24 protein-coding genes, 1 pseudogene and 1 riboswitch are annotated in these 20,474 nt (G+C 37.0%); of the genes and pseudogenes, 14 read left to right on the top strand and 11 right to left on the bottom strand.

Annotated features, from left to right (window positions below; all coding sequences use genetic code 11):
• Positions 1-32 precede the first annotated feature (32 nt).
• Complete coding sequence (locus tag EP737_RS02245) at positions 33-1,145, top strand: GerAB/ArcD/ProY family transporter (protein ID WP_129726294.1); 1,113 nt, start codon at positions 33-35, stop codon at positions 1,143-1,145.
• On the opposite strand, the gene EP737_RS02240 is transcribed toward EP737_RS02245, so the two are convergent.
• Positions 1,138-1,374, bottom strand: a complete 237-nt coding sequence (locus tag EP737_RS02240; RefSeq protein WP_129726293.1) for a YczF family membrane protein — start codon at positions 1,372-1,374, stop codon at positions 1,138-1,140. The genes EP737_RS02245 and EP737_RS02240 overlap by 8 nt on opposite strands.
• Before the next feature lie 352 nt (positions 1,375-1,726).
• On the opposite strand from EP737_RS02240, the gene EP737_RS25365 reads away from it, so the two are divergent.
• Complete coding sequence (locus EP737_RS25365) at positions 1,727-1,891, top strand: hypothetical protein (protein ID WP_165350674.1); 165 nt, start codon at positions 1,727-1,729, stop codon at positions 1,889-1,891.
• A gap of 235 nt (positions 1,892-2,126) precedes the next feature.
• The gene (locus EP737_RS02235) at positions 2,127-2,798 is read left to right on the top strand and encodes a peptidylprolyl isomerase (RefSeq protein ID WP_425455837.1); all 672 of its coding nucleotides are present in this window, start codon (positions 2,127-2,129) and stop codon (positions 2,796-2,798) included.
• 98 nt (positions 2,799-2,896) lie between these two features.
• Here EP737_RS02235 and EP737_RS02230 read toward each other — a convergent pair whose 3' ends face one another.
• Entirely contained in the window at positions 2,897-3,274 is a 378-nt protein-coding gene (locus tag EP737_RS02230; protein WP_129726291.1) for a dUTPase, read from the bottom strand.
• Positions 3,275-3,519: 245 nt separating this feature from the next.
• Positions 3,520-4,101: a DUF502 domain-containing protein gene (locus tag EP737_RS02225; protein WP_129726290.1), complete on the bottom strand. Its 582-nt coding sequence runs from the start codon at positions 4,099-4,101 to the stop codon at positions 3,520-3,522.
• Positions 4,102-4,422: 321 nt separating this feature from the next.
• On the opposite strand from EP737_RS02225, the gene EP737_RS02220 reads away from it, so the two are divergent.
• Entirely contained in the window at positions 4,423-5,550 is a 1,128-nt protein-coding gene (locus EP737_RS02220) for an NAD(P)/FAD-dependent oxidoreductase (protein ID WP_129726289.1), read from the top strand.
• A gap of 140 nt (positions 5,551-5,690) precedes the next feature.
• On the opposite strand, the gene EP737_RS02215 is transcribed toward EP737_RS02220, so the two are convergent.
• Positions 5,691-6,539 carry a hypothetical protein gene (locus tag EP737_RS02215; RefSeq protein ID WP_129726288.1) on the bottom strand — a complete coding sequence of 283 codons (849 nt, stop codon included), beginning with the start codon at positions 6,537-6,539 and terminating at the stop codon, positions 5,691-5,693.
• Between the two features lie 328 nt (positions 6,540-6,867).
• Between EP737_RS02215 and EP737_RS02210 the strand changes: the two genes are divergently transcribed.
• Entirely contained in the window at positions 6,868-7,404 is a 537-nt protein-coding gene (locus tag EP737_RS02210) for a hypothetical protein (protein ID WP_129726287.1), read from the top strand.
• Between the two features lie 156 nt (positions 7,405-7,560).
• On the opposite strand, the gene EP737_RS25360 is transcribed toward EP737_RS02210, so the two are convergent.
• The gene (locus EP737_RS25360) at positions 7,561-7,704 is read right to left on the bottom strand and encodes a hypothetical protein (RefSeq protein ID WP_165350673.1); all 144 of its coding nucleotides are present in this window, start codon (positions 7,702-7,704) and stop codon (positions 7,561-7,563) included.
• A gap of 204 nt (positions 7,705-7,908) precedes the next feature.
• Between EP737_RS25360 and EP737_RS25355 the strand changes: the two genes are divergently transcribed.
• The 8 genes and pseudogenes from EP737_RS25355 to EP737_RS02180 all read left to right on the top strand — a co-directional run bounded on the left by EP737_RS25355 (position 7,909) and on the right by EP737_RS02180 (position 15,287).
• Positions 7,909-8,061, top strand: coding sequence for a hypothetical protein (locus EP737_RS25355; RefSeq protein ID WP_165350672.1), 153 nt, complete (start codon positions 7,909-7,911; stop codon positions 8,059-8,061).
• A gap of 241 nt (positions 8,062-8,302) precedes the next feature.
• Positions 8,303-9,490, top strand: a complete 1,188-nt coding sequence (locus EP737_RS02205; protein ID WP_129726286.1) for an MFS transporter — start codon at positions 8,303-8,305, stop codon at positions 9,488-9,490.
• Positions 9,491-10,035: 545 nt separating this feature from the next.
• Positions 10,036-10,245: riboswitch (cobalamin riboswitch) on the top strand.
• Positions 10,246-10,434: 189 nt separating this feature from the next.
• Positions 10,435-12,006 (top strand): ABC transporter substrate-binding protein, encoded by a 1,572-nt coding sequence (locus EP737_RS02200; protein ID WP_129726285.1) that lies wholly within the window; start codon positions 10,435-10,437, stop codon positions 12,004-12,006.
• Between the two features lie 8 nt (positions 12,007-12,014).
• Positions 12,015-12,941, top strand: coding sequence for a nickel ABC transporter permease (gene nikB / locus EP737_RS02195; RefSeq protein ID WP_129726284.1), 927 nt, complete (start codon positions 12,015-12,017; stop codon positions 12,939-12,941).
• A gap of 15 nt (positions 12,942-12,956) precedes the next feature.
• Positions 12,957-13,091: pseudogene (nikC, locus tag EP737_RS26710) on the top strand (nickel ABC transporter permease subunit NikC); the annotation flags it as partial.
• A gap of 111 nt (positions 13,092-13,202) precedes the next feature.
• Positions 13,203-13,784, top strand: coding sequence for an ABC transporter permease (locus EP737_RS02190; RefSeq protein ID WP_246040153.1), 582 nt, complete (start codon positions 13,203-13,205; stop codon positions 13,782-13,784).
• A 1-nt stretch (position 13,785) separates the two neighbouring features.
• Positions 13,786-14,508 (top strand): ATP-binding cassette domain-containing protein, encoded by a 723-nt coding sequence (locus tag EP737_RS02185; RefSeq protein WP_129726282.1) that lies wholly within the window; start codon positions 13,786-13,788, stop codon positions 14,506-14,508.
• Positions 14,505-15,287, top strand: coding sequence for an ABC transporter ATP-binding protein (locus tag EP737_RS02180; protein WP_129726281.1), 783 nt, complete (start codon positions 14,505-14,507; stop codon positions 15,285-15,287). The genes EP737_RS02185 and EP737_RS02180 overlap by 4 nt, the downstream gene beginning before the upstream one ends.
• Before the next feature lie 106 nt (positions 15,288-15,393).
• On the opposite strand, the gene EP737_RS02175 is transcribed toward EP737_RS02180, so the two are convergent.
• From EP737_RS02175 to EP737_RS02165, 3 genes are all read right to left on the bottom strand, one after another.
• Complete coding sequence (locus tag EP737_RS02175) at positions 15,394-15,711, bottom strand: hypothetical protein (protein WP_205650862.1); 318 nt, start codon at positions 15,709-15,711, stop codon at positions 15,394-15,396.
• Between the two features lie 417 nt (positions 15,712-16,128).
• Positions 16,129-16,659: a DoxX family membrane protein gene (locus tag EP737_RS02170; RefSeq protein WP_246040152.1), complete on the bottom strand. Its 531-nt coding sequence runs from the start codon at positions 16,657-16,659 to the stop codon at positions 16,129-16,131.
• A 399-nt stretch (positions 16,660-17,058) separates the two neighbouring features.
• A complete protein-coding gene (locus EP737_RS02165) occupies positions 17,059-18,129 on the bottom strand; it encodes a sulfite oxidase (RefSeq protein WP_129726279.1) in 1,071 nt (356 codons plus the stop codon).
• A 149-nt stretch (positions 18,130-18,278) separates the two neighbouring features.
• On the opposite strand from EP737_RS02165, the gene EP737_RS02160 reads away from it, so the two are divergent.
• The gene (locus tag EP737_RS02160) at positions 18,279-18,830 is read left to right on the top strand and encodes a hypothetical protein (RefSeq protein ID WP_129726278.1); all 552 of its coding nucleotides are present in this window, start codon (positions 18,279-18,281) and stop codon (positions 18,828-18,830) included.
• Between the two features lie 77 nt (positions 18,831-18,907).
• Here the strand turns inward: EP737_RS02160 and EP737_RS02155 are convergent, their stop codons facing one another.
• From EP737_RS02155 to ndk, 3 genes are all read right to left on the bottom strand, one after another.
• Positions 18,908-19,285, bottom strand: coding sequence for a hypothetical protein (locus EP737_RS02155; RefSeq protein WP_129726277.1), 378 nt, complete (start codon positions 19,283-19,285; stop codon positions 18,908-18,910).
• 199 nt (positions 19,286-19,484) lie between these two features.
• The gene (locus EP737_RS25350) at positions 19,485-19,640 is read right to left on the bottom strand and encodes a hypothetical protein (RefSeq protein ID WP_165350654.1); all 156 of its coding nucleotides are present in this window, start codon (positions 19,638-19,640) and stop codon (positions 19,485-19,487) included.
• 174 nt (positions 19,641-19,814) lie between these two features.
• Positions 19,815-20,279 carry a nucleoside-diphosphate kinase gene (ndk, locus tag EP737_RS02150; RefSeq protein WP_129726276.1) on the bottom strand — a complete coding sequence of 155 codons (465 nt, stop codon included), beginning with the start codon at positions 20,277-20,279 and terminating at the stop codon, positions 19,815-19,817.
• Between the last annotated feature and the right edge of the window lie 195 nt (positions 20,280-20,474).

Below are 20,474 nucleotides of genomic sequence, written 5' to 3'. Positions count from 1 at the left end.
GATTAAGGAACGAAGGGAGGTCTTCTAGGAAGATGGAGAAAGCCAAAGTAAGTGTCATCCAACTATTTTCCATGATGTTTATATTTGAACTTGGAAGTGCATTGGTCGTAAGTTTTGGAATAGGCGCTAGAAAGGACGCTTGGTTTGCGATCCTTTTAGGCTTGTGCGGTGGGGTTGCTTTGTTTTTCATTTACTACCCTGTATTTCGCCAATATCCTGATCTGCCGTTTACCGGATATGCGAGGAAAATATTTGGTAAATATTTTGGATGGGGAATTGGTGTCTTATACATCGTATATTTAATGTACGCCGCTTCCCGAAATCTGCGTGATTTCGGGGACATACTACTTGCATCAACAATGCGAAAAACACCGTTATTAGCGGTCAATATCCTAATGATTCTTGCTATTTGTTATGTACTTTATCTAGGGATTGAAGTATTGGGAAGAACGGCAGAGGTATTTATTGTCGTTATAATCTTTTTTGGAGTGACAGGAAGTCTGTTAACCTGGGTTTCAGGCAATGTCCATCTTCCTAATGTGCAGCCATTTCTTGAAGATGGATGGAAACCAATCTTAACGACAGCATTTCCGATTACTACTTTTTTTCCTTTCGGAGAAATGTTTGCCTTTAGCATGGTGTTTCCTTATCTAAATCAACCTCAATCATTGAAAAAGGTTTGGTTGTCTGCCTTAATTTCAAGTGGTCTGATCTTAAGCTATACAACGACCTTAAATATCGCTGTTCTTGGGGTTGAAGAAGTGGAGAGGGCTACTTTTCCATTGTTATCAACAATCGGCAAGATCAATCTTATGGAGTTTCTACAACGACTTGATGCTATTGCTGTTTTGAGTTTTTTGTTCACTACGTTTTTTAAAGTGTCAATTTATTTTTATGGTGCGGTCATAGGGATGGTCGATTTATTCAAGTTAAAAAACCATCAACAAATTATTTTGCCGGCTGGGATTATTATCATATTTTTATCAATGAGTATTGCCTCAAATTTTGCTGAACATATTGACGAAGGTCTCATTATTGCACCTTATTATCTTCATAGTATGTTTCTTTTGATTATTCCGTTATTAATGCTGAGTATTGTCATCATTCGTAACCATGTTAAAAATGTTAAAAATAAAGCTAATTAGAACCATTTGATTTGTTCGCTTTATTTTTTATGATAATCACGATTTGTTGACCGATTGTAAGTAACAAAAGAAGTACTAACATCACATATTCTCCACTTTCCATTACCCAAAATGGGTTGAGTAAATGCAATAATGCTTGAGGGAGAGTAAAGCCCAAAAGAATGTCCATAGATAAGCTAAGTAAAATGGATAATAAAAGAATGAATATAAATATTCCTAACATTTTCATGATTGTTCTCCTTTATTCATTATGGTGTAAGGATAGTATTTGTCACATGGTAATCTTTTAATAAAGAAAACTCGCCGATTGGCGAGCCCTGCCCTTGGGCGAAGACAGAGGCGTAGTTGCCCTTATACTTTATTCTTAAAATTTCTCACTACGTCGAATGGTTCTCCAGCTGGAAGGGATAAATTCAAAGATTTTGGAGAACTGTTAACAATAAAATTCCTTGAAAGGTACAATCCCAAAATTTAGCGACATATTTTTAATCTTTTTTTCTAAACTAAAGGATATGACGATTGAAATGCAGAAAACTAATTAGGGTAGTAAATGCAGGTTATATTTCTTGAGGAGGATTCTTATGGACTATAATCAGAATGTTAGTCAAGTTGATCAACAATATGCCTTTGCTAATTTATCTATGGATTTGGTTGCGGACATTCAAATGTTAGAAAAACGTTTGAAGGATGCGACTCAAAAAGAAGTTATCTTGATCGCATATGAGGATAAAGGAGATTTTAAGTGAACAGTTTCTCAACTCCCTGAAAAGTAAACATGCGACAGTAAGTAATCTAAAGCTCCGGTAGTTTTCTTGGAAGCAAGACCTTGATATCTAAATTCCCTGGTAATAAGAAATCCTTCTAGTGCAATGCTAGAAGGATTTCATTCGGTTAAGTGAACTTAAGGTAATAAAACTCCCTAGTCAGATTTGTAAAGCTTTCATTTTATCACCTATAATAAATATAAATGAAATGATCTATATGGAGGCGATCGTAATCATGCAGCGAAAGAATATACTGTATTCCTTCCCTATACTGATTGTAATCCTTGCTTTAATTTTAGGAGGATGCAGCACAAACACTGATAAAAAGGAAACGCAGGCACAGGCTACGAAAAAAATTCAGGTTGAGAAAAATCCAGTTGTTACAATTGTCATGGAGAATGATAAGCAGATTAAGGTGGAGCTATATCCTGAAGTCGCTCCGAATACAGTCTTGAATTTCATTTCCTTGGCGCAAAAGGGCTTTTATGATGGATTAACGTTTCATCGAGTTATTCCTGGTTTTATGATTCAGGGTGGGGATCCTGAAGGCACAGGTACTGGCGGGCCTGGGTATACAATTAGAGGGGAATTTAGCTCGAATGGATTTAAGAACAATATAAAACATGAGACAGGGGTCATTTCGATGGCTAGATCCAACAACCCAGATTCTGCGGGATCCCAATTTTTTATTATGGTAAAAAACGCACCCCAGCTTGATGGTGAATATGCTGCTTTTGGTAAAGTGATTGAGGGGATGGAGACAGTTAACGAAATTGTAAATGTGGAACGGGATAGTAAGGACAAGCCGATTCACGAACAAAAAATGAAGAAGGTGACGGTAGAAACCTTTGGTGAAAAGTACGATAAACCTGAGGTTATGTCAAAATAGTTTTTTGTTGGATCGAAAGAAGATCCATGAATCTTCCTTCGATCACAACGTTTTTTACACTGGAGGAAAGTATAAATTTCCATTAAGAAATAGTTGTCTTATTTAAGTGCAGATTCGGTAGCTTTAACTGCATACCCTTCTTTGCTGCTCTTGCCATCTTGACGGTCATGGTTCTCCTGATTTTTTTCCATATACATATTATATACATCCTCTGCAGTCAAGCCGACCTTCATAGATAAGCTTGGTAGGAAGTGCCATAAATCAATAACTTCTTTACGCAGTTCCTCCATATCTATTTCTTTTTCATTTTTCCACCATTTCCATGGTAATAACTGACGGATTTCTTCGATTTCAGAATCCATTGCAACTGTAATACCCAATACCCAATCAGCTACGTTTTTGTCAATTTGGCGTTCCTCAATAATCTTGTCGTCTAGTTTCTTTTGCAAAGTGAAGATTGTTTCTAGTTTATCCATTAGTGTGATCCTCCTGTAACTCCTCGTGTTCTTATATTCCTACCTTCTTTACCATACAATAATTTAATAACATAGAACAACAAAAATAAATAAAAGAAGGTAGGAATGTGTCCATTTTCCGTCGTAGTGAAGTTCCTAATTATTATTGCATAATTATTCTCATGTTTTGGACCCTTAATTTTTTCCTAAGTTGCCATATTACTGTAATTTCCTGTATGAAACAAATATTAACCTTCATAAGATTGCTAATCGTTGGATGGATTTGTCATGCCTGCTGATAAAATAAACTTCATTGCGTCTTCTGACTTTATATCAAGTACTTCAATATCGTTTTTTGGAACAAGAAACGTTACTCCGGCCACTTGGAATGTTTGTGGGATGAAAACAGCAACATATTCCTGTAAAGGCTCATATAGCATATGCAGCTCTTCAGATGTTACAAATCCAAGACTTTTCATGTTTGTCCCTGGAATAGTTACAAGTACAACCTTAGAAAATGAACGTTTTTTTCCTAACAATGATTGAAGGATGTCTTGGATAGAAGTGTACAATACTTTTACAAGGGGAACTCTGCGAAACAAACGGTCTACTAAATTTAAAATCCCCTTTAACACATAATGAGTTGACAGCCAGCCGATACATGTAAGAAACACTATCGTCACGATGATCCCTATTCCTGGTACATAGGCTTCCCCTATATACTTTTTAATAAATTTACCTACTATCCCATCTAGGAATGTGAATGTTGCGAACAAAACATACACGATTAAAAGGATGGGAACAATTGTCAAAACTCCGTTTAAAAAATGCTTCAGCCAACGTCTCATGTAGATGAACTCCTCTCATCACAGAAATAACAGTCTATTTTATATATTATTGTCTGACCTGTAGTAAAATGTAAATAAGTAAGCTGTGTATGGATCATGGGAATGAAGCTAAAAGTTGTAGTGATGTATCGTGCTTCAAGCGGACAAATAAGAAAAAGGCTACGGTTATTCTTTGCCTGTTTACTCGAATAGCGGAAATTCTAAAATATAAAAGTATTCCTGTTTTTAAATTTCTTGCTTTAATTTTCAGGTAATATTATTTGCGAGCAAAAGGTGAATCAGGTATATAATTGAAGAATCAAAAGAGAAAAGGTGTTTTCGATGCAAACATATATTGTAGTTGGAGCTGGAATTCTTGGGGCATCTACTGCATATCACCTCGCAAAGGCAGGAGCGAGTGTTATAGTAGTGGATCGTCAAGATTTAGGACAGGCTACTGATGCGGCAGCGGGGATTATTTGTCCTTGGCTTTCGCAACGCCGCAACCAAGCCTGGTATCAATTGGCGAAAAATGGAGCGAAATATTATACTTCTTTAATTCAGCAATTAGAAGGGGATGGTGAGACAGACACGGGTTATAAACAAGTAGGGGCCATTAGTATCCATACAGAGGATGAGAAGCTGGATAAGATGGAGGAACGCGTACATAAACGGCGTCAGGATTCGCCGGAAATCGGTGAAGTTAATAGGCTATCAACGACTGAAACTAAAGCTTTGTTTCCGCTTCTAGCTGAACAATATAGCTCTGTTTATATAAGCGGTGCAGCCCGTGTAAACGGAAGAGCTCTGCGTGAGTCTCTTTTGAATGCCGCTAGAAAACATGGAGCCAGCATTCTTTACGGAAGTGCAAAGTTAGTTCATAAAAATAACAGAGTTATTGGGGTTCAAGTAGAGGACAGGATAGTATTAGGAGATCAGGTTATCGTAACGGCTGGTGCTTGGGCAAATGAGTTATTGCAGCCGCTAGGTATTCATTTTTTAGTAACTTATCAAAAGGCGCAAATTGTGCATCTTCACATACCAGATATGGATACTAGCGCATGGCCCGTGGTTATGCCTCCAAATGACCAGTATATTCTTGCGTTCGAGGACGGGCGAATCGTTATAGGGGCCACACATGAAAATGAAACCGGAATGGATTACCGAGTGACAGCAGGCGGACTGTATGAAGTTTTTCATAAAGCATTGTCCGTTGCTCCAGATTTGTCAAATGGTACGGTACTTGAGACAAGGGTAGGGTTTAGGCCGTTTACACCAGGATTTCTCCCGGTGATTGGTGCTTTACCGGGTTATGAGGGAGTGTTGGTAGCTAACGGGCTTGGGGCTTCAGGATTAACAGTTGGACCTTACCTAGGTTCCGAACTTGCAAAGCTTGCTCTTGGTCAATCAATAGAAATCGAACTTAATCACTATAGTGTAGCTGGAGCAATTCAAGAACTAGAACATTAATATGTCTTCATATACCTAATGAGGATTCAAGTAGTATATAGACTTAAAAGGAGTTCGGATAGGAACATCAATCCGAACTCCTTTGTGTGTTAGTTTATTGCACCCGAAAAGATTAAGGTTAAAAATGAAACAAAAAACAACTATTCCTGTTCTTGTAATAGAAACATAATTCGCTTATCCGTAAACTGTTGAATATCACTAATGATATCGTATCCCCAATTTATAGCATATTCTAAAGGTTCATCCTTTGTTTTTGTCTTGTATCGATAAGAGAATACAAAGCGTGTTTGCGATACATCATTTTGAAAGTAATCCATTATTAAATATGGATACTCTTCTATGGTTTCCTTCATTTTTTCTATGTAATCATCATATAAAGCGTTGTTCTCCCAATCCTCATGGGAACCAGTTGCTTCAAATAAAATACGGATTTCGCTGCTGTTTAGCACGTAAAGGGAAAAGGATATATTGATAGCATGCGTACTTGTAGTCCAAGTACCATCTGTCATTACTATAGGAGTGTTGAGAGGGAAAAGGGAAGCTGACTTAACACGTAAGAAATTTGCAGATGCTCTAACTGTCTTCCCATCAAAGGTAAGCCCTTGACCAGCAACAGATGTTGCAGGTACAACGTCATATGCATTTTCAACTGTGTCAAACTTTCTATAACTTGAAGTATCAGAGCTTGAACTGTTTAGAAGTGTAAAATATTTGTCTATATCAAACTCATTTTGGTTAATAATTTTTATTTCTGCACACGCTTCAATATAAATCGGAATATAGGTTTTATTTTTTTTGTAATTGATAAGGTAAGCAGGAATCCCCGTGTAGGAACCATCACTATTACTAAGTAGGTTTACGCTTGAATGCAAAAGAGGGTATATTTCGCCCCTTTTCAATACTACTTTTTCTGCTTGATTGGTTTGGTCGGTGTGATTCACTTCAAATGAATGTGTCACTAATAGTACAATGCCTTGGCTTAGATCCATATTTTCACCCCTCCTTGTTGTCGTATTATTACTTTTACTATATAACTCATCTATTCTCCTCCTTACTTACTTAAACTTCTGTAATTCATTTTTGTTTTTAATGGTACATAAATTAGGGAATATAGCAGCTTCAATCAAGGGATTTCACTTTAAGGGTATAAATTTCTGACGAGAAGTTGATTTGATGTATTAAGAAGTGTTAAGGGGAACCGCGCCTCTGTCTTCGCCCAAGAACGGGGCTCGCCAGTCAGCGAGTTTTCTTTATCATTTGATTTTGCTCTCCTGCATATATGTATAACCACAAGAAATGAAAACGGGGGTGCAATCAATGAATTACCCAATTTATAATCAAGACCGCCCGCATAGATGTGAAGAAATATTTCGATATCTTCAAACATTTCCTCATCACATTGTCTACATTTCGAAAAATTTCCGTTCTAAGGGCCAACAGCAGCTGCAATCCACTCATATATATCCAAGGGATGGATTATCGATAGAACTACATTGGGAATGTCAGTCTATTTGGATTCCCTCTAAATTATCCACTATGGGGAAATTACTCAGGATGCAGGAGGAAGACCTCATCACATTAGTTGATTTTAAAATTTTACGTTTTTCTAAAAGCCACTCCTTATCACATCGATCTTTATTAGATACAGCAACTAGAAATCTATATTATTCTAAAGTTCTTCAAAATACGGAAAGACAACTCTACACGCAGCAGGAATACGAGCTGCTTGAACATCAAGTGAGGGAACCAAGCTCTATCCCAGATTTGTTTTTTATATTTTTAGCAGATGAGATAACAAAAGCCATTGAATTTGAAAAGTATTATGAGAATGAAAAGAAAAAGACGGAAGAATAAAGGAAACAGACAGAATTTGCTGTATGTTCGGGGAGCGTAGCAGTAAAGGATAACGGTTGGAAGGGAGGTAGCACTGCTTATGCAAGGAATGCTACCTTTCTTGGTGATAAAAAGGTGTGCTTGTGAGGATACCTTACATATACACCTGAAATCTTATCAAGTAAATAATTTGTCTAAATACAAGGTGAACTTTTCATCCTCTAAACAGGCTTCACAAATTTGCAAATCGTTTTGATCTAGCCGTTGCTCCAGTTCTTCTTGCGTTATACTACAAAGGCAAGCTTTATCAACTCGTTCCATTTTTCTCACTTCCTTGGTTCTATACTTTAATTAATGAGCTCTGTATGTATAGCTTGACCAAAATCATCATTTTCAATCTCCTTCAAAACAAGTTGTTCGCTTCTGGTCGTCTTTAAGGAATAAAGCCCAATTTCAATGAAATAATAAGATGGAAGACAATACATTATAATTGTACAAAAGCACGGAAATTGGAGGCGCAATAAGATGACAGACAAACAGCAGCAAAAAAGGCCGCTTGGATCACCTGGGGAGCGGAACCAGCAACAATATCATATGGATTTACCGCCGGTTAACTTTAAAAAGAACAGCAATGTTGTTTCTAACCCTTATGAGGATGATTTAAAAATGAAGAATTAAACCAAAAAACCACGCTAGCAAAAAAAGTAGCGTGGTTTTTTGCGGCTGCGAGAATAAATAAATACATTAGTGATTGGTATTTGTGACGAAAATGTGAACGAAATAAAAAATCATGTTAGATTTTATTACAACAAACGACATATTATACAAGGTTGATAGTATGATACATTCATGAAAATAAGAGAGTCATCAATTTTATGTTATTAAATATGACATTATAAAAGCAAGGCAGGTTGATACGATGGAAGAAAAAAGAAGAACCTCAATACTAATGTTATCTACAATGGCAATGATAGTCTCATTTGCTGTTTGGTCGGTCTTCGCACCTATCGCCACAAAAATTCAGCAAATGTATCATTTAAGTACAACAGAAAAGAGTATTCTAATAGCTGCCCCAGTTTTGTTAGGATCTTTGTTGCGTATTCCCATGGGAATTTTGACGGATCGCTATGGCGGCAGGAGAATATATGCTCTAACATTATTATTTCTTATAGTACCCATGATTGGAGCCGGATTTACTCATTCCTATGAGATGCTATTATTCTGGGCATTTCTTATCGGTATGGCAGGAACAACATTTGCTATTTCGATTACATACGTGTCCAGATGGTATCCTCCACAAAAACAAGGTCTAATTCTTGGGATTGCAGGTATGGGGAATTTAGGATCAGCAGTAGCAAACTTTCTAGTTCCTGTGATCTTTGCTTCCTACGGTCTTCCTTGGGTATTTTGGGGATTGGCATTTGTAACAGGGATTACGGCTATCATCTTTTGGTTTGGAACAAAAGATATACAGATTTCGGGTGGAGCGAAGACATTAAAGGAATCTTTGTCTGTATTAAAGTTTAAAGAAACATGGTTATTATCTATTTTTTATTTTCTAACTTTTGGAACCTTTGTTACTTTTAGTAGTTATTTACCTACTTTGTTATCTGAATTATTTAACATTACAGGTTTAGCGGCAGGAATCAGGGCAGCGGGGTTTGTTGTGCTTGCTACACTTATCCGTCCAGTTGGCGGGTATTTATCTGATCGATTTGGAGCTAAGAGATTATTAAGCGTTGTTTTTTCTGGTGTATTGTTATGTAGTATTTTCATCGCTTTTACTATAGAAAATTTAATTCTATTTAGTGTAGGGTGTGCCATAATTGCTATCATGGTAGGGATAGGAAATGGATCTGTTTTCAAGATGGTTCCTGAAATCTCCTCGGCAAATACAGGGGCAGTAACAGGTATTGTAGGTGCCATCGGAGGCATTGGAGGCTTTTTTCCTCCTATTGTCCTTGGCCTGGTAAAGGATGCAAGTGGAAGTTATTTTTTAGGATTTGTATTATTAGCTGCTTTTTCTCTATTTTGTTTAATCCTTAATTACACAGGAAGCAATAAAACAAAAACAAGTATAAGTGCTAATCTGAATAAAAGTGCATGAACTATAAGAGGTACGAGGAAAGTTATAAAGGGGTTAAAAAACAGTTTGCTTTTAATTATTTAAAGTTACTCATTAGACGATATATTCTAAAAATCAGTAAAACAAAAAGAAATACTGGATCTCCTATCTAGGGAGGCAGTATTTCTTTTTGTTTTACTTTAGTAAGAGGTAAATTTCCCGCTAGAAACGGATTTGATGCATCTGGAAATTTTAGGAGCGAAGTACAAGTGCAACTACGCATCTGTCTTCGCCAATCGGCGTGGTTTCTTTATCAAGAAGGATTTATAGATTTCAAGCATTGTATAATTTCAATTACCATAATATTTTACACCATGTAAAAAATAATTTCATTTACTGAAATATAATTATTATAAAAAAATAATTACAATTAATCCATTCTAAGCTAGTCAAACATTTGTTGACAAGATAAAACCCAAGCAATAGAATTAGGAAGGAATTCTGGTATTTACGTTTACTAATATTAAAAATATTTAAATTTTTACAGACAGTTTTAGAGAACTATTGAATAGAGTTTCATTTGAAAATTTCATATTTTGAAAATGGGTGCAAGATACAACTATTTTAGGTTTTATCTGCTTAAATGGGAAGTCGGTTACAATCCGACACGGACCCGCCACTGTGTTGGGGATCAGCACATTATGCTGATAATTTTCAGAAAAATTACTGGGTTATGCCTGGGAAGGTCTGAAAGATATACCCTTAGTCAGGAGACCAGCCTATTTTAACATCACTGTTTGACCTACGGGATACTAGGAAGGTGGTTAGTATGCACTAATGACCATATGTCTGGACTAATACTGCATTTGGACTACATAGACATAATAAGTCTTATTTCGTATGTTAACTTACTGAGCATTTCTGACCTCCTATAATAGGCAGAGATGCTTTTTTATTTGTAAAAAATCGCAAATGGAGGATTGTACATGAGAAGAAGTAGGAACAAAAAACATGCATGGGTTATCTGGATGACTACCATTGTTTTCACGCTATCACTAGTCGGATGTGCTGCATCGCCTGAAGCAACAAAAACGGATAAAAAAGAAACCTCCGCAAATACAGCTTCTAGTAAAACATTGACGATGGCTTTCGCCTGGAGTCCAGCAAGTCTTGATCCACATGGCAGCGATAGCTGGGAGATCATGCGCTCTGGTGTGGGTGAAACTTTAGTAAAATTAAATGAACAACTGGAGCCAAAGCCTTGGTTAGCAAAAGAGTGGAAGCAAGAAAATGAAACGACATGGGTATTTACCCTACAGGAAAATGTACGCTTTCACAACGGGAAGAAAATGGATGCAGAAAGTGTGAAAAATTCTTTGCTGCGCTCAATAGAAAAAGACCAAAAAGCAAAGGATTTATTGCAAGTGAAATCAATAGAAGTATTGGCTCCAAATCAACTGAAAATCGTGACCGATCAGCCAAATGCAGCCTTGATCCCACACTTGGCTGATCCTTCTACTATCATTGTTGATACAGAAACAATCGAAAATAAGCTCAGCTATCCTGCTCTTACAGGTGCTTTCAAAATCAAGAAATTCAATAAAGACGAGTCGCTTGTTGTAGAGCGATATGAGGATTATTGGGGAGAAAAAGCGCGCTTATCAAAAGTGACAATCAAATATATTGCCGATGGAAATACAAGATTAATGGCTCTGCAATCTGGAGATGTTGATGCTGCAACGGATATTCCAGTTGATTCTACCGAATTATTGAAGAAGGATAAAAACATCGAAGTTTTAACCGCTCCGTCTCTGCGGACGCACATGTTGCTGTTTAATATGAAGTCTCCTTTATTTAAAGAGTTGGCTTATCGAAAAGTTGTCGATATGTCCATCCCGCGCAAAGCTATTGTCAGCTCGGTTATGAAGGGAGAAGGAACGGAGGCGAAAAGCCCGTTTGCCGAAGTCTTGCCATTCGGTAAGGTGGAAAAAGTCAAAGAAACGCAAACAATCGACCAATTGATGAAGCAAGGCGGTTGGGAGAAAAATGCAAAGGGCATATGGGAAAAACAAGGGAAACCATTTGAAGTAAAGATGTTAACTTTTCCGCAACGACCAGAGCTATCCGTCATGGCAGAGATCATTCAAAATGAATTGCTAAAGGCGGGCATACAAGTAAAGCTTCGCCAAGTGGAGAATATCGACGAAGTCTTAGCTAATGAAGATTGGGATTTATCCATGTACAGCATGTTGACGGCACACACGGGCGATCCACAATATTTCTTAAACATTTTCTATCGTTCTACTAGTGAGTCGAATGTGAGCCACTATGTCTCACCTGCCCTAGACAGCATGATTGATCAACTGAATCAAACAAGTGATGCTACAAAACGTAACGGATTGGCTGTAGAAATTCAAGAACAGATTAATCAGGATTTCCCACAATCGTTTATCGTTCATCCTAAGACGATTTTTGCTGTTAGAAGTGGAGTCAAAGGCTTTACTCCTCTTCCAATTGAGTATTACTATAATAACGCACAAGTTGATGTGAAGAAGTGAGAAACTGAATGGTACGCTTCTGGATAAAACATATTGCGCAATTGTTATTTGTGATATTGTTCACCGCTACCTTTACTTTTCTGCTGTTGAGGTTAGCTCCGGGCGACCCCGCCTATATCTTGCTCACAAAGAATGACATTCCTGCGTCTGAAGAAGCATTAAGTGCGGTACGCAAAGAGTTGGGATTAACGGAGTCGCTAGGGAGCCAATACGTACAGTGGATTATGGATATTTTTACGTGGCAGTGGGGAATCTCCTATGTTTCTAAGGAACCTGTATTAGAGGAGCTGCTTAAACGGTTACCGGCAACTATTGAACTGGCTGCTGCTGGATTGCTGGTGATGATGTCAGTTACCTTAATTATAGGGATCTCCACTGCTATTTATTCTACTGGCTGGCTGGATCGAATGGGGAGAGTCATAGCTCTTTTAGGCTCTTCCATTCCTTCCTTCTGGCTTGGATTTTTATGTATTTATGTTTTTTCTGTCCGGTATGGATGGTTGCCCCCAATGGGGCGTGGTTCTTGGAAGCATCTTGTTTTACCGGCCTTGACACTTGGATTAGGAATGGGTACTGTTTACGCCCGTATATTACGATCCAGTATGTTGGAGATGATGAATCAAAGTTTTGTAAAAGCAGCGAAGGCAAGAGGACTATCAAACAGCCGGATTTTATTATTTCAAGTTTTTCGGCATGCCGTCCTGCCTATTGTGACGATGCTAGGAACGAGCTTTGCGTTTATGTTGGGCGGAAGTATCATTGTTGAGTCAATCTTTTCCTGGCCGGGTTTGGGTAAATACATTATGAAAGCAATTCAGCTTCGGGATTATCCTATCATTCAAGGCTATGTCATTTTATCCTCTTTTTTGTTTGTGATTATCCACATTCTTGTTGATTTTATTTCTGTACTTATAGACCCGCGTCTACGGATTTGATAGGAGGTCCATTTCATGAAAAAGATTTTATTTACCACTAATAGAAGTTTGCTAGCAGGGGTTGGATTGCTTATATTGATTATGTTATTGGGTGTTTTTGCTCCACTTATTGCGCCTCACGATCCTTTAACAGTTAATCTTTTTAATAGATTATCACCGCCCACTTGGATCTATCCGTTCGGCACAGATCACTTGGGACGTTGCATATTATCAAGGATCCTGTACGGAATCAGAATCAGCGTGACCTCCTCGTTTTTGATTATGCTGTTAACTTTGCTAATTAGTTTTCCTATCGGGCTATTAACGGGATACTTACGCGGACGTACTGATTATTTTTTTATGCGGATGGTCGATAGCACACTGGCTATTCCTGATATTGTATTGACTATCGCGATTGTCGGTATATTAGGACCAGGTCTGTTTCATTTAATTCTAGCCATCACTATTGTTCGGTGGGCTAATTATGTTCGGTTCATTCGCAGTCTTGTTCTAAATATTTGCCAAGAGGAGTATATCCTGTCAGCTCAGATGTCAGGGAATTCACGCATGCGTATCATGCGGCGTTATATTTTCCCGCAAATTGGTTCGCCTGTCGTCATTTTTGGGGCATTGGATATGGGCAGGATTGTCCTGTTGATTGCAGGACTTTCCTTTTTAGGATTAGGCCCTCAGCCGCCGACGCCAGAATGGGGTGTGATGTTGCGTGATGCTACGGCATATTTTCAATTGGCTCCTCATGTAATGATTTTTCCAGGTCTGGCCATTTTGTTTTTTGTTTTGTGTTGCCAATTAATCAGTGAACCGTATCAAAAAGCGAGTTCAGCCATTCCAAAAGAGGTGTGAAGTGACAACATTTGCTAATTCTCTGTTACGCATTGAACAGTTAGAAATTTCTTGTCAGCATGATGGCAAGTGGAGACCAATTGTCCAAGATGTATCGTTTCAAGTATGTCCGGGAGAGATAGTCGCTCTTACTGGTCCCAGCGGATGCGGGAAAAGTTTGACGGCACATGCTATTGTTGGGTTATTGGAAGCGGGATCGAGGGTGACAAATGGTCAGGTTTTTTATCAAGATAGAGATATTCTTACTTATAATATTCATGATTGGCAGCAGCTTCGGCGTGAAGAGATTGCTCTGCTAATCCAACACTCTTTAAATGGGTTAAATCCGATTCGTACGGTCAGAAAACAGATGGTGGAAACAGTCTTACAACGGAAACAGAGCACTAGCAAAAAAGAGTTAGACATGTATTTATGTTCACTGTTACAACAAGTTGGATTTACAGATCCAGAATCTATTTTAGCTTCTTACCCCTTTCAATTAAGCGGAGGTATGCGTCAACGAGTTTTATTGGCAATGATGGTAAGCTTACAGCCGAAGATACTCATTGCTGATGAGCCGACAACTGCTCTGGATGTGATCAATCGCGAAAGGGTTTTATCCTTACTGAAGAAATTGCAACATGATTTTGGGTTGGCAGTTTTGCTTATCTCTCACGATCAACAAAGTGTAAAGAGGCTTGCTGATCGCGTTATCCAGATGGATCGAGGTGCGATTATTAGATGACACTGCTTGAATTACGTCATGTCACAAAAGAATATCCAATAGGACCAAGACGATTGTGGTTCCAGCAATGTCCGACTCTACAAGCTGTCCGACAGGTGGACCTAACAGTGGAAAAAGGGGAAAGTCTAGGATTAGTGGGGGAGAGCGGAAGCGGGAAAAGCACGCTAGCCAAACTTATCATGAACTTGGAATCCATAACATCAGGTCAAATTCTACTGAGTGGACAAGCCGTTAATGGGAAGCAAATAAAGAAACGTCAACTTTACAAACGAATGCAACTCGTGCTGCAGGATTCATCCGCCTCGCTATATCCCAAAATGTGCGTAAGTGAGATTCTAGAAGAACCGCTTCGCAATTATTTTCCAGAAGAAAATAATCGCAAAGAATTATGTGTGGAACTTCTGAAATTAGTGGAGCTTGATCGTTCCTTTTTATCTAGGTATCCACATCAATTAAGTGGAGGTCAAAAACAGCGGGTGTGTATTGCCAAGGCCCTAGCTGTGCAGCCAGAACTCATTATCTTTGATGAATCCATCGCCAGCCTAGATCAGCCATCTCAAGCATCTATCATTCAGATGTTAAAACGCATTCAAAAAGAAAAGCAAATCGCCTATTTGTTCATAACGCATGATTTGCAATCCGCACAACAATTATGTGACCGGATTTCTGTTATGTATCAAGGGGAGCTCGTGGAAACTTTGACTCAGCTGGAGTGGGATTTTCAACAATTCCAGCATCCGTATTCGCATTTATTATTTCAAACTCTTAATCTTGACTAATACCTTTTGAAAATGAAAATATAATTGAATTCATCAATAAAAAGTAAAACATGATAGTTTTGGTTTTAATCAAAACTATCATGTTCACCAGCCCACTCAGATTGGATTAGTAGTAGCGCTTTTTACAACCACAGTTATAATCAGATTTATGATCGTAGTCTTTCTTATAATCATAGCCATAACCAGATTTATGGTCGTAGCCTGATTTATAATCATAGCCATAATCAGATTTATGGTCGTAGCTTGATTTATAATCATAGCCATAATCAGATTTATGGTCGTAGCCTGATTTATAACTATCATCTTTTGGGTAATAAGGTTCGTAACAACATTTGCAATAACATTTCTTCATGTAGTACTTTTCGTAAGAATAGTCATAGCATTTTTTGCATTCGTCATCGTGTTTCTCATATCCATATCCCATCATATTCACCTCTCTATTAAGTTTCTTTGTTACATTGGTAGTATATGCATGTCCAACTTTAATGGTTAGCATTTTTTACGTTTTTGTGCATAAGTTTAGTAAAATGTAAGGCTTCTGGATGATACAACACTACTGAAATCTAGATTTGTCGAATCTAACCCTATTTGTTGTAATAGTATAAATAAAAGGCCGTCACAAATTTTGAAGTGACGGCTTTTTATTAGATACTTAGGTAGAATGTTAAGGTTATTCTAGAATATAATTATTAGAAATAACCGCTAATATCAATAAGTAAAGGAGTAGAGATATTGAAGGTTAGTAGAATCTTGTTATATTTGTTTATACTATTTAATATTTTTGGATTGCTATGTTGGATTGTTGTAATGTTAATAGATATATTTCACTAATGGCAATAAGCTAAGTGTTACTGAGTATTTTTTCCTTTTTAGATAACACAGATATTTTCGCAGTAAACAGAATATCCAAATGAAAATACTTATCTAAACTTAAATGATAAATACTTGTTCTAAAAATAATTAAAGTAAATGCACTTGTATAAAGAACAAGACTTATTAAGTTCATATTGCCAGAAAGTATAAAGTTAATGTGCATGGAAAGACAGATTAAGATTGATGGTATAGTAAGTAAGCCTATTATAATAAGTACACCAAGAATAATTTGAACGATAGGGATAACATAGTTTAAGATCATTACGTATTTTAATGCCACGTTTTGAATGAAAACCTTATAAAACAATGGGACATTTGATTTCCCTAAGGAACTGACTAAATATTCATTCAGAAATATACCTGGCTCTTTAAACCATAATTTTTCGGAAATTTTGGTTACTCCAGCTAATAGCCAACCAACTCCGAAGAGAACACGCATTAAAACAATGAGAGATGGAAATAACCATCTTTTTTTATTTGCTTTTGATTGAATAATCACCCGGGCACTCCTCCTCTTTACATATTCGATTTTCCCTTATAAAATTTTTTTGCCCTGGGTAAAAAATAAGGACAAAAAAATTTGTATGTTTGATCTTAGACTTTTGTATTATATGCGCTAAACCTAAAATGTTTCCTTAATACAAATTATTTTATCGCACAAAAAATAATTGGTAAACTTTAAAAATTGGAGCAGGAAGCTGAGCTAAGATTAAAATCGTCTCAAACAGCGAAGCGTATGTATATTGTGAAGAACAATGGGGACTTCTCGCACGTATAGGATATTTTTATTATGTAAAAAGGGGATTTATCTCTTTCCGAAGGACCCGCCACTTTTGATAAATAGGAATACCAAGAAAACTCCCTTTGTTTACATATACAAAAGGAGTTTTCTAGGCGATTATTCAATCTTAACTTTAATTTTAGTTATAGCATTATAACCATATCCTTTTCTATTCCAGAATGGGCTGGTAGGTTGGCTTTGATTATGCGAATCGGTTGCTTTGACCATAATTGTATAATCCCCTTTTTCCAATACAACCCATTCGTATGACCAGGAAAACCATCTATAGCGTTCCTGATCTTGATTCATAATATTTGCATATAACCAAGTTTTTCCGAAATCCGTACTAATCTCAACCTTTGAAATAACTCCCTTACCTGTCCAAGCAATACCTTTAATGATATGCTTGCCAGTGTCGAGAACTTCCATGTTTAGAGGTCGCTGTATAGTAGAATTCACATTTATTGTTGTGACAGGGAAAGAATTATCATCATTCTCTTTGTTTGGATAATACATGTAATCAATCGACTGAAACGGCCCTTTAAATGGGGAATCAACGATACTAACTTGCTTAATCCATTTTACGGAGGCCATTCCATACCATTGTGGAACAATTAATCTTAACGGGTAACCATGCTTAAAAGGAATAGGTTGATCGTTATATGCATAAGCAATTATGGTATCAGGGTGAAGAGCTTTTTCCAAAGGCAGGCTCCTGGCGTAAGTATAGATGTTATCTAGGTCAGTTCTCTTGCCATAATCATAACCTTCCACTACAACTTCTGTTGCACCTGCTTGTATTCCTGTTAATTCAAGAAGGGTCCTTAGGGGAACCCCTTTCCATCGTCCTTGACTAATACCACCATTTTCCCATTGTTCACCAAATACCTTTGGCTCGAAGAAACTACGCTTATTTCCAGCACATTCTAGGACAGCTGTGATTGTTCTTGAAGGTAACTTAAGGATGTCTTGCGCGGAAAATATTCTCGGTGATACAACCGAGCCGTTTATGGGCAGCCAATAGTTTGAATAAGTAAGTGTTGGATAAGAGAAATGATTTCTCCTATAGAACATTTTATGATCGATTTCATCTCCAGTAATAAAATGTATCGGTGTTTCTTGATTCTCTGGATGCAATTTGCGTACAATGAGGGATGGCTTTGCACCTGGATAACGTGAACTTGACATATCTGCCTCCTAGATAAAAAAGTTGTTGATTATATATATGTTTGTAGATCTATCCATTTGTGAACAGCTTCAAGTTTTAAAAAATAATATAGTGAAGAATGTGGCTAAGAATCGTCTCAAATAGATGTAAACGATAAGGAGAGAAAATGATGTCTCTAAAAAACAATATAAGATCCATGCGTAAAGTCTTTTTGGTTTTTTTCCTTTCTGGATCTATACTTATTGTGAGTACAGGTTGTTCTGATGAATCAATTGAAAAAGTATCTAACATAAGTGATGAGTTGACTGCTTCTGTTAAGGAAATAAAAGATGCTATAGGACAAAATGTAGAAACACTGGATCAAGTAAACACCAATTTAGTTCAGGTGAGTAAAGATTTAATTATGTTGCTGGAAGAATTGAAATTCGATATAAGCTTTAAAGAGAATGGAATTTCCTTTAAAAACGATAAAGGAATAACAGGTATGTTGGGTATAAATGGTAATACAGTATTTCTTGAATTAACAACTGACCAAAAGGATGCTGAAACTGTTGAAACAATCATCCGCATCGCTAATATGTTTTCGGGTAATAATACAGTTGAAGATCGTATAGAAGCATTTGTAGGGCAAGAAGGAGAACAACGAATTGAGTTGAATAATGGTTATTTAGAAACAGATGGTAAAGTGACTAAGCTGTATTTAGAGACCTATCCTGTTTAAAATATTGCCAAAAAAGGCATAACTCCTCATTTGTTGAGGTGATTATGCCTTTTTAATTCCATGTAAGGGGGATTTCTCTATTGTCTATATGCAGCCTCAAATGAGTTTTCACCAGCATGAACGGAGAGGAGAGTGTCGGCATATCCAACTAAGCGATTGACCAGTTCATCTGCAATGGCATAAACAAGAGGGTGGAGAGTTGTATTATGTAAGGCGGGATCATCTAGGATAACAGTTGTATTGATAAACACATCTCGATTGCCATAAAGATTATAGTGAATAATCGCTTTTCCCGCGGCTCCTCCTGTTCGATAATCTTGAAATCCGGGAAGAAAAACATACCATTCTTCTGCTGTGGCAGACCGGAAGTTTTTTGTGAATGTCAAGCCATGGATTGTATGTTCAATTTGCTGTTTCATTTCTGGACTTACTGTATCTATAGTATTATCTTTCATAAAAATCCTCCTGCATTTAAGCGAGATATCTTCACTGGTTATAAACTTTCTTTTTTTCTCTATAGTTTATTTTGACATTTCCATTGTTTACTTTGCTTGAAGGGATACGAGAGATTGAAAGGAGGTCAATGAGGTTACCCGGAAACAAATAAGGCAGTTGTTGACAAAAAGCTCATAGTGCCGCCAACCGCCCCTTTAGTTATTTGAGAGTTTTGTCTTTTTCCTCATGGGATATTATTTTTGTATTGCTAATAATCTCTTTAAGTTCACCTTCATCTCCTTTAGCATTAATAATTTCAATAATCTGGTTTAACCCTGCGCTTGTTTCATCTATTTTATCTGTTTTATGTTTCAAGATAGCAACCCCCTTTTTATGTTAGAATGACCACTTCTCTAGAAACTATTTATGTAAATACACCCGAATCTTCTAAAATGATATTAAAATCTGCCCCAACTCTTGTTTTTCAATGTATAAGGAGAAACCTTGTAAGTCCCTCCTCGATCAATTCAAGCATATCCGTCTGAAATTTTAGATGGTTTTTCTTTGCTCATCATATGGTAAGTCTTGGTTTGAAAAACGTGTTAATAATGGTTCAAACAAGTTTGCAATTTCCCTTTCAGCACTTACAATAGAGTCGGAACCATGAATAATATTTTCTTGTTTACTGTTTGCAAAGTCTCCTCTAATAGTCCCAGGAGCTGCACTTTCAGGGGATGTGCTTCCTATCATAAGGCGGGAGACTTGGATAATGTTTTCTCCCTCCCATACCATTGCAAAGACAGGACCAGATGTAATGAAATCCACCAATTCCCCAAAAAACGGTTTTTCCTTATGTTCCATATAATGAAGTTCCGCTTTTTCTTTTTCGATTACCATAAGCTCAGCTCTCAATAACTGAAACCCTTTTTGTTCAAAACGTTTTACGATTTCTCCAATCAAACCTCGTTTTACACCGTCAGGCTTAACCATAATAAATGTACGTTGTAATGTCATATTATTCACCTCGTTATAAAATTCACAACCAATTCCCTTTATAAGGAAAAAAATTCTTCCTTAAGTTTAGAAGAGTTGTTGTCAGAATAATTTCTCTATGAACATTATTACAACTATTCCATTTTTTATAACATGCATGTTATAAAAAATGATTGAATATGCCAGTTTTCTCTGGATTTCCTAATGTTTTTTTGT

Origin of the sequence: Ectobacillus funiculus (assembly GCF_004138295.1) — a bacterium.
GTDB lineage: Bacteria > Bacillota > Bacilli > Bacillales > Bacillaceae_G > Ectobacillus > Ectobacillus funiculus.
Note: the sequence above shows the minus strand (reverse complement) of the source record. Positions and strands in the feature narration are given on the sequence as shown.

Bases quoted from the DNA above. Each gene is read 5' to 3' on its own strand.
- EP737_RS02245 (WP_129726294.1), top strand. From the start codon at position 33: ATGGAGAAAGCCAAAGTAAGTGTCATCCAACTATTTTCCATGATGTTT.
- EP737_RS02240 (WP_129726293.1), bottom strand. From the start codon at position 1,374: ATGAAAATGTTAGGAATATTTATATTCATTCTTTTATTATCCATTTTA.
- EP737_RS25365 (WP_165350674.1), top strand. From the start codon at position 1,727: ATGGACTATAATCAGAATGTTAGTCAAGTTGATCAACAATATGCCTTT.
- EP737_RS02235 (WP_425455837.1), top strand. From the start codon at position 2,127: ATGGAGGCGATCGTAATCATGCAGCGAAAGAATATACTGTATTCCTTC.
- EP737_RS02230 (WP_129726291.1), bottom strand. From the start codon at position 3,274: ATGGATAAACTAGAAACAATCTTCACTTTGCAAAAGAAACTAGACGAC.
- EP737_RS02225 (WP_129726290.1), bottom strand. From the start codon at position 4,101: ATGAGACGTTGGCTGAAGCATTTTTTAAACGGAGTTTTGACAATTGTT.
- EP737_RS02220 (WP_129726289.1), top strand. From the start codon at position 4,423: ATGCAAACATATATTGTAGTTGGAGCTGGAATTCTTGGGGCATCTACT.
- EP737_RS02215 (WP_129726288.1), bottom strand. From the start codon at position 6,539: ATGGATCTAAGCCAAGGCATTGTACTATTAGTGACACATTCATTTGAA.
- EP737_RS02210 (WP_129726287.1), top strand. From the start codon at position 6,868: ATGAATTACCCAATTTATAATCAAGACCGCCCGCATAGATGTGAAGAA.
- EP737_RS25360 (WP_165350673.1), bottom strand. From the start codon at position 7,704: ATGGAACGAGTTGATAAAGCTTGCCTTTGTAGTATAACGCAAGAAGAA.
- EP737_RS25355 (WP_165350672.1), top strand. From the start codon at position 7,909: ATGACAGACAAACAGCAGCAAAAAAGGCCGCTTGGATCACCTGGGGAG.
- EP737_RS02205 (WP_129726286.1), top strand. From the start codon at position 8,303: ATGGAAGAAAAAAGAAGAACCTCAATACTAATGTTATCTACAATGGCA.
- EP737_RS02200 (WP_129726285.1), top strand. From the start codon at position 10,435: ATGAGAAGAAGTAGGAACAAAAAACATGCATGGGTTATCTGGATGACT.
- nikB (WP_129726284.1), top strand. From the start codon at position 12,015: ATGGTACGCTTCTGGATAAAACATATTGCGCAATTGTTATTTGTGATA.
- EP737_RS02190 (WP_246040153.1), top strand. From the start codon at position 13,203: ATGCTGTTAACTTTGCTAATTAGTTTTCCTATCGGGCTATTAACGGGA.
- EP737_RS02180 (WP_129726281.1), top strand. From the start codon at position 14,505: ATGACACTGCTTGAATTACGTCATGTCACAAAAGAATATCCAATAGGA.
- EP737_RS02175 (WP_205650862.1), bottom strand. From the start codon at position 15,711: ATGGGATATGGATATGAGAAACACGATGACGAATGCAAAAAATGCTAT.
- EP737_RS02165 (WP_129726279.1), bottom strand. From the start codon at position 18,129: ATGTCAAGTTCACGTTATCCAGGTGCAAAGCCATCCCTCATTGTACGC.
- EP737_RS02160 (WP_129726278.1), top strand. From the start codon at position 18,279: ATGTCTCTAAAAAACAATATAAGATCCATGCGTAAAGTCTTTTTGGTT.
- EP737_RS02155 (WP_129726277.1), bottom strand. From the start codon at position 19,285: ATGAAAGATAATACTATAGATACAGTAAGTCCAGAAATGAAACAGCAA.
- ndk (WP_129726276.1), bottom strand. From the start codon at position 20,279: ATGACATTACAACGTACATTTATTATGGTTAAGCCTGACGGTGTAAAA.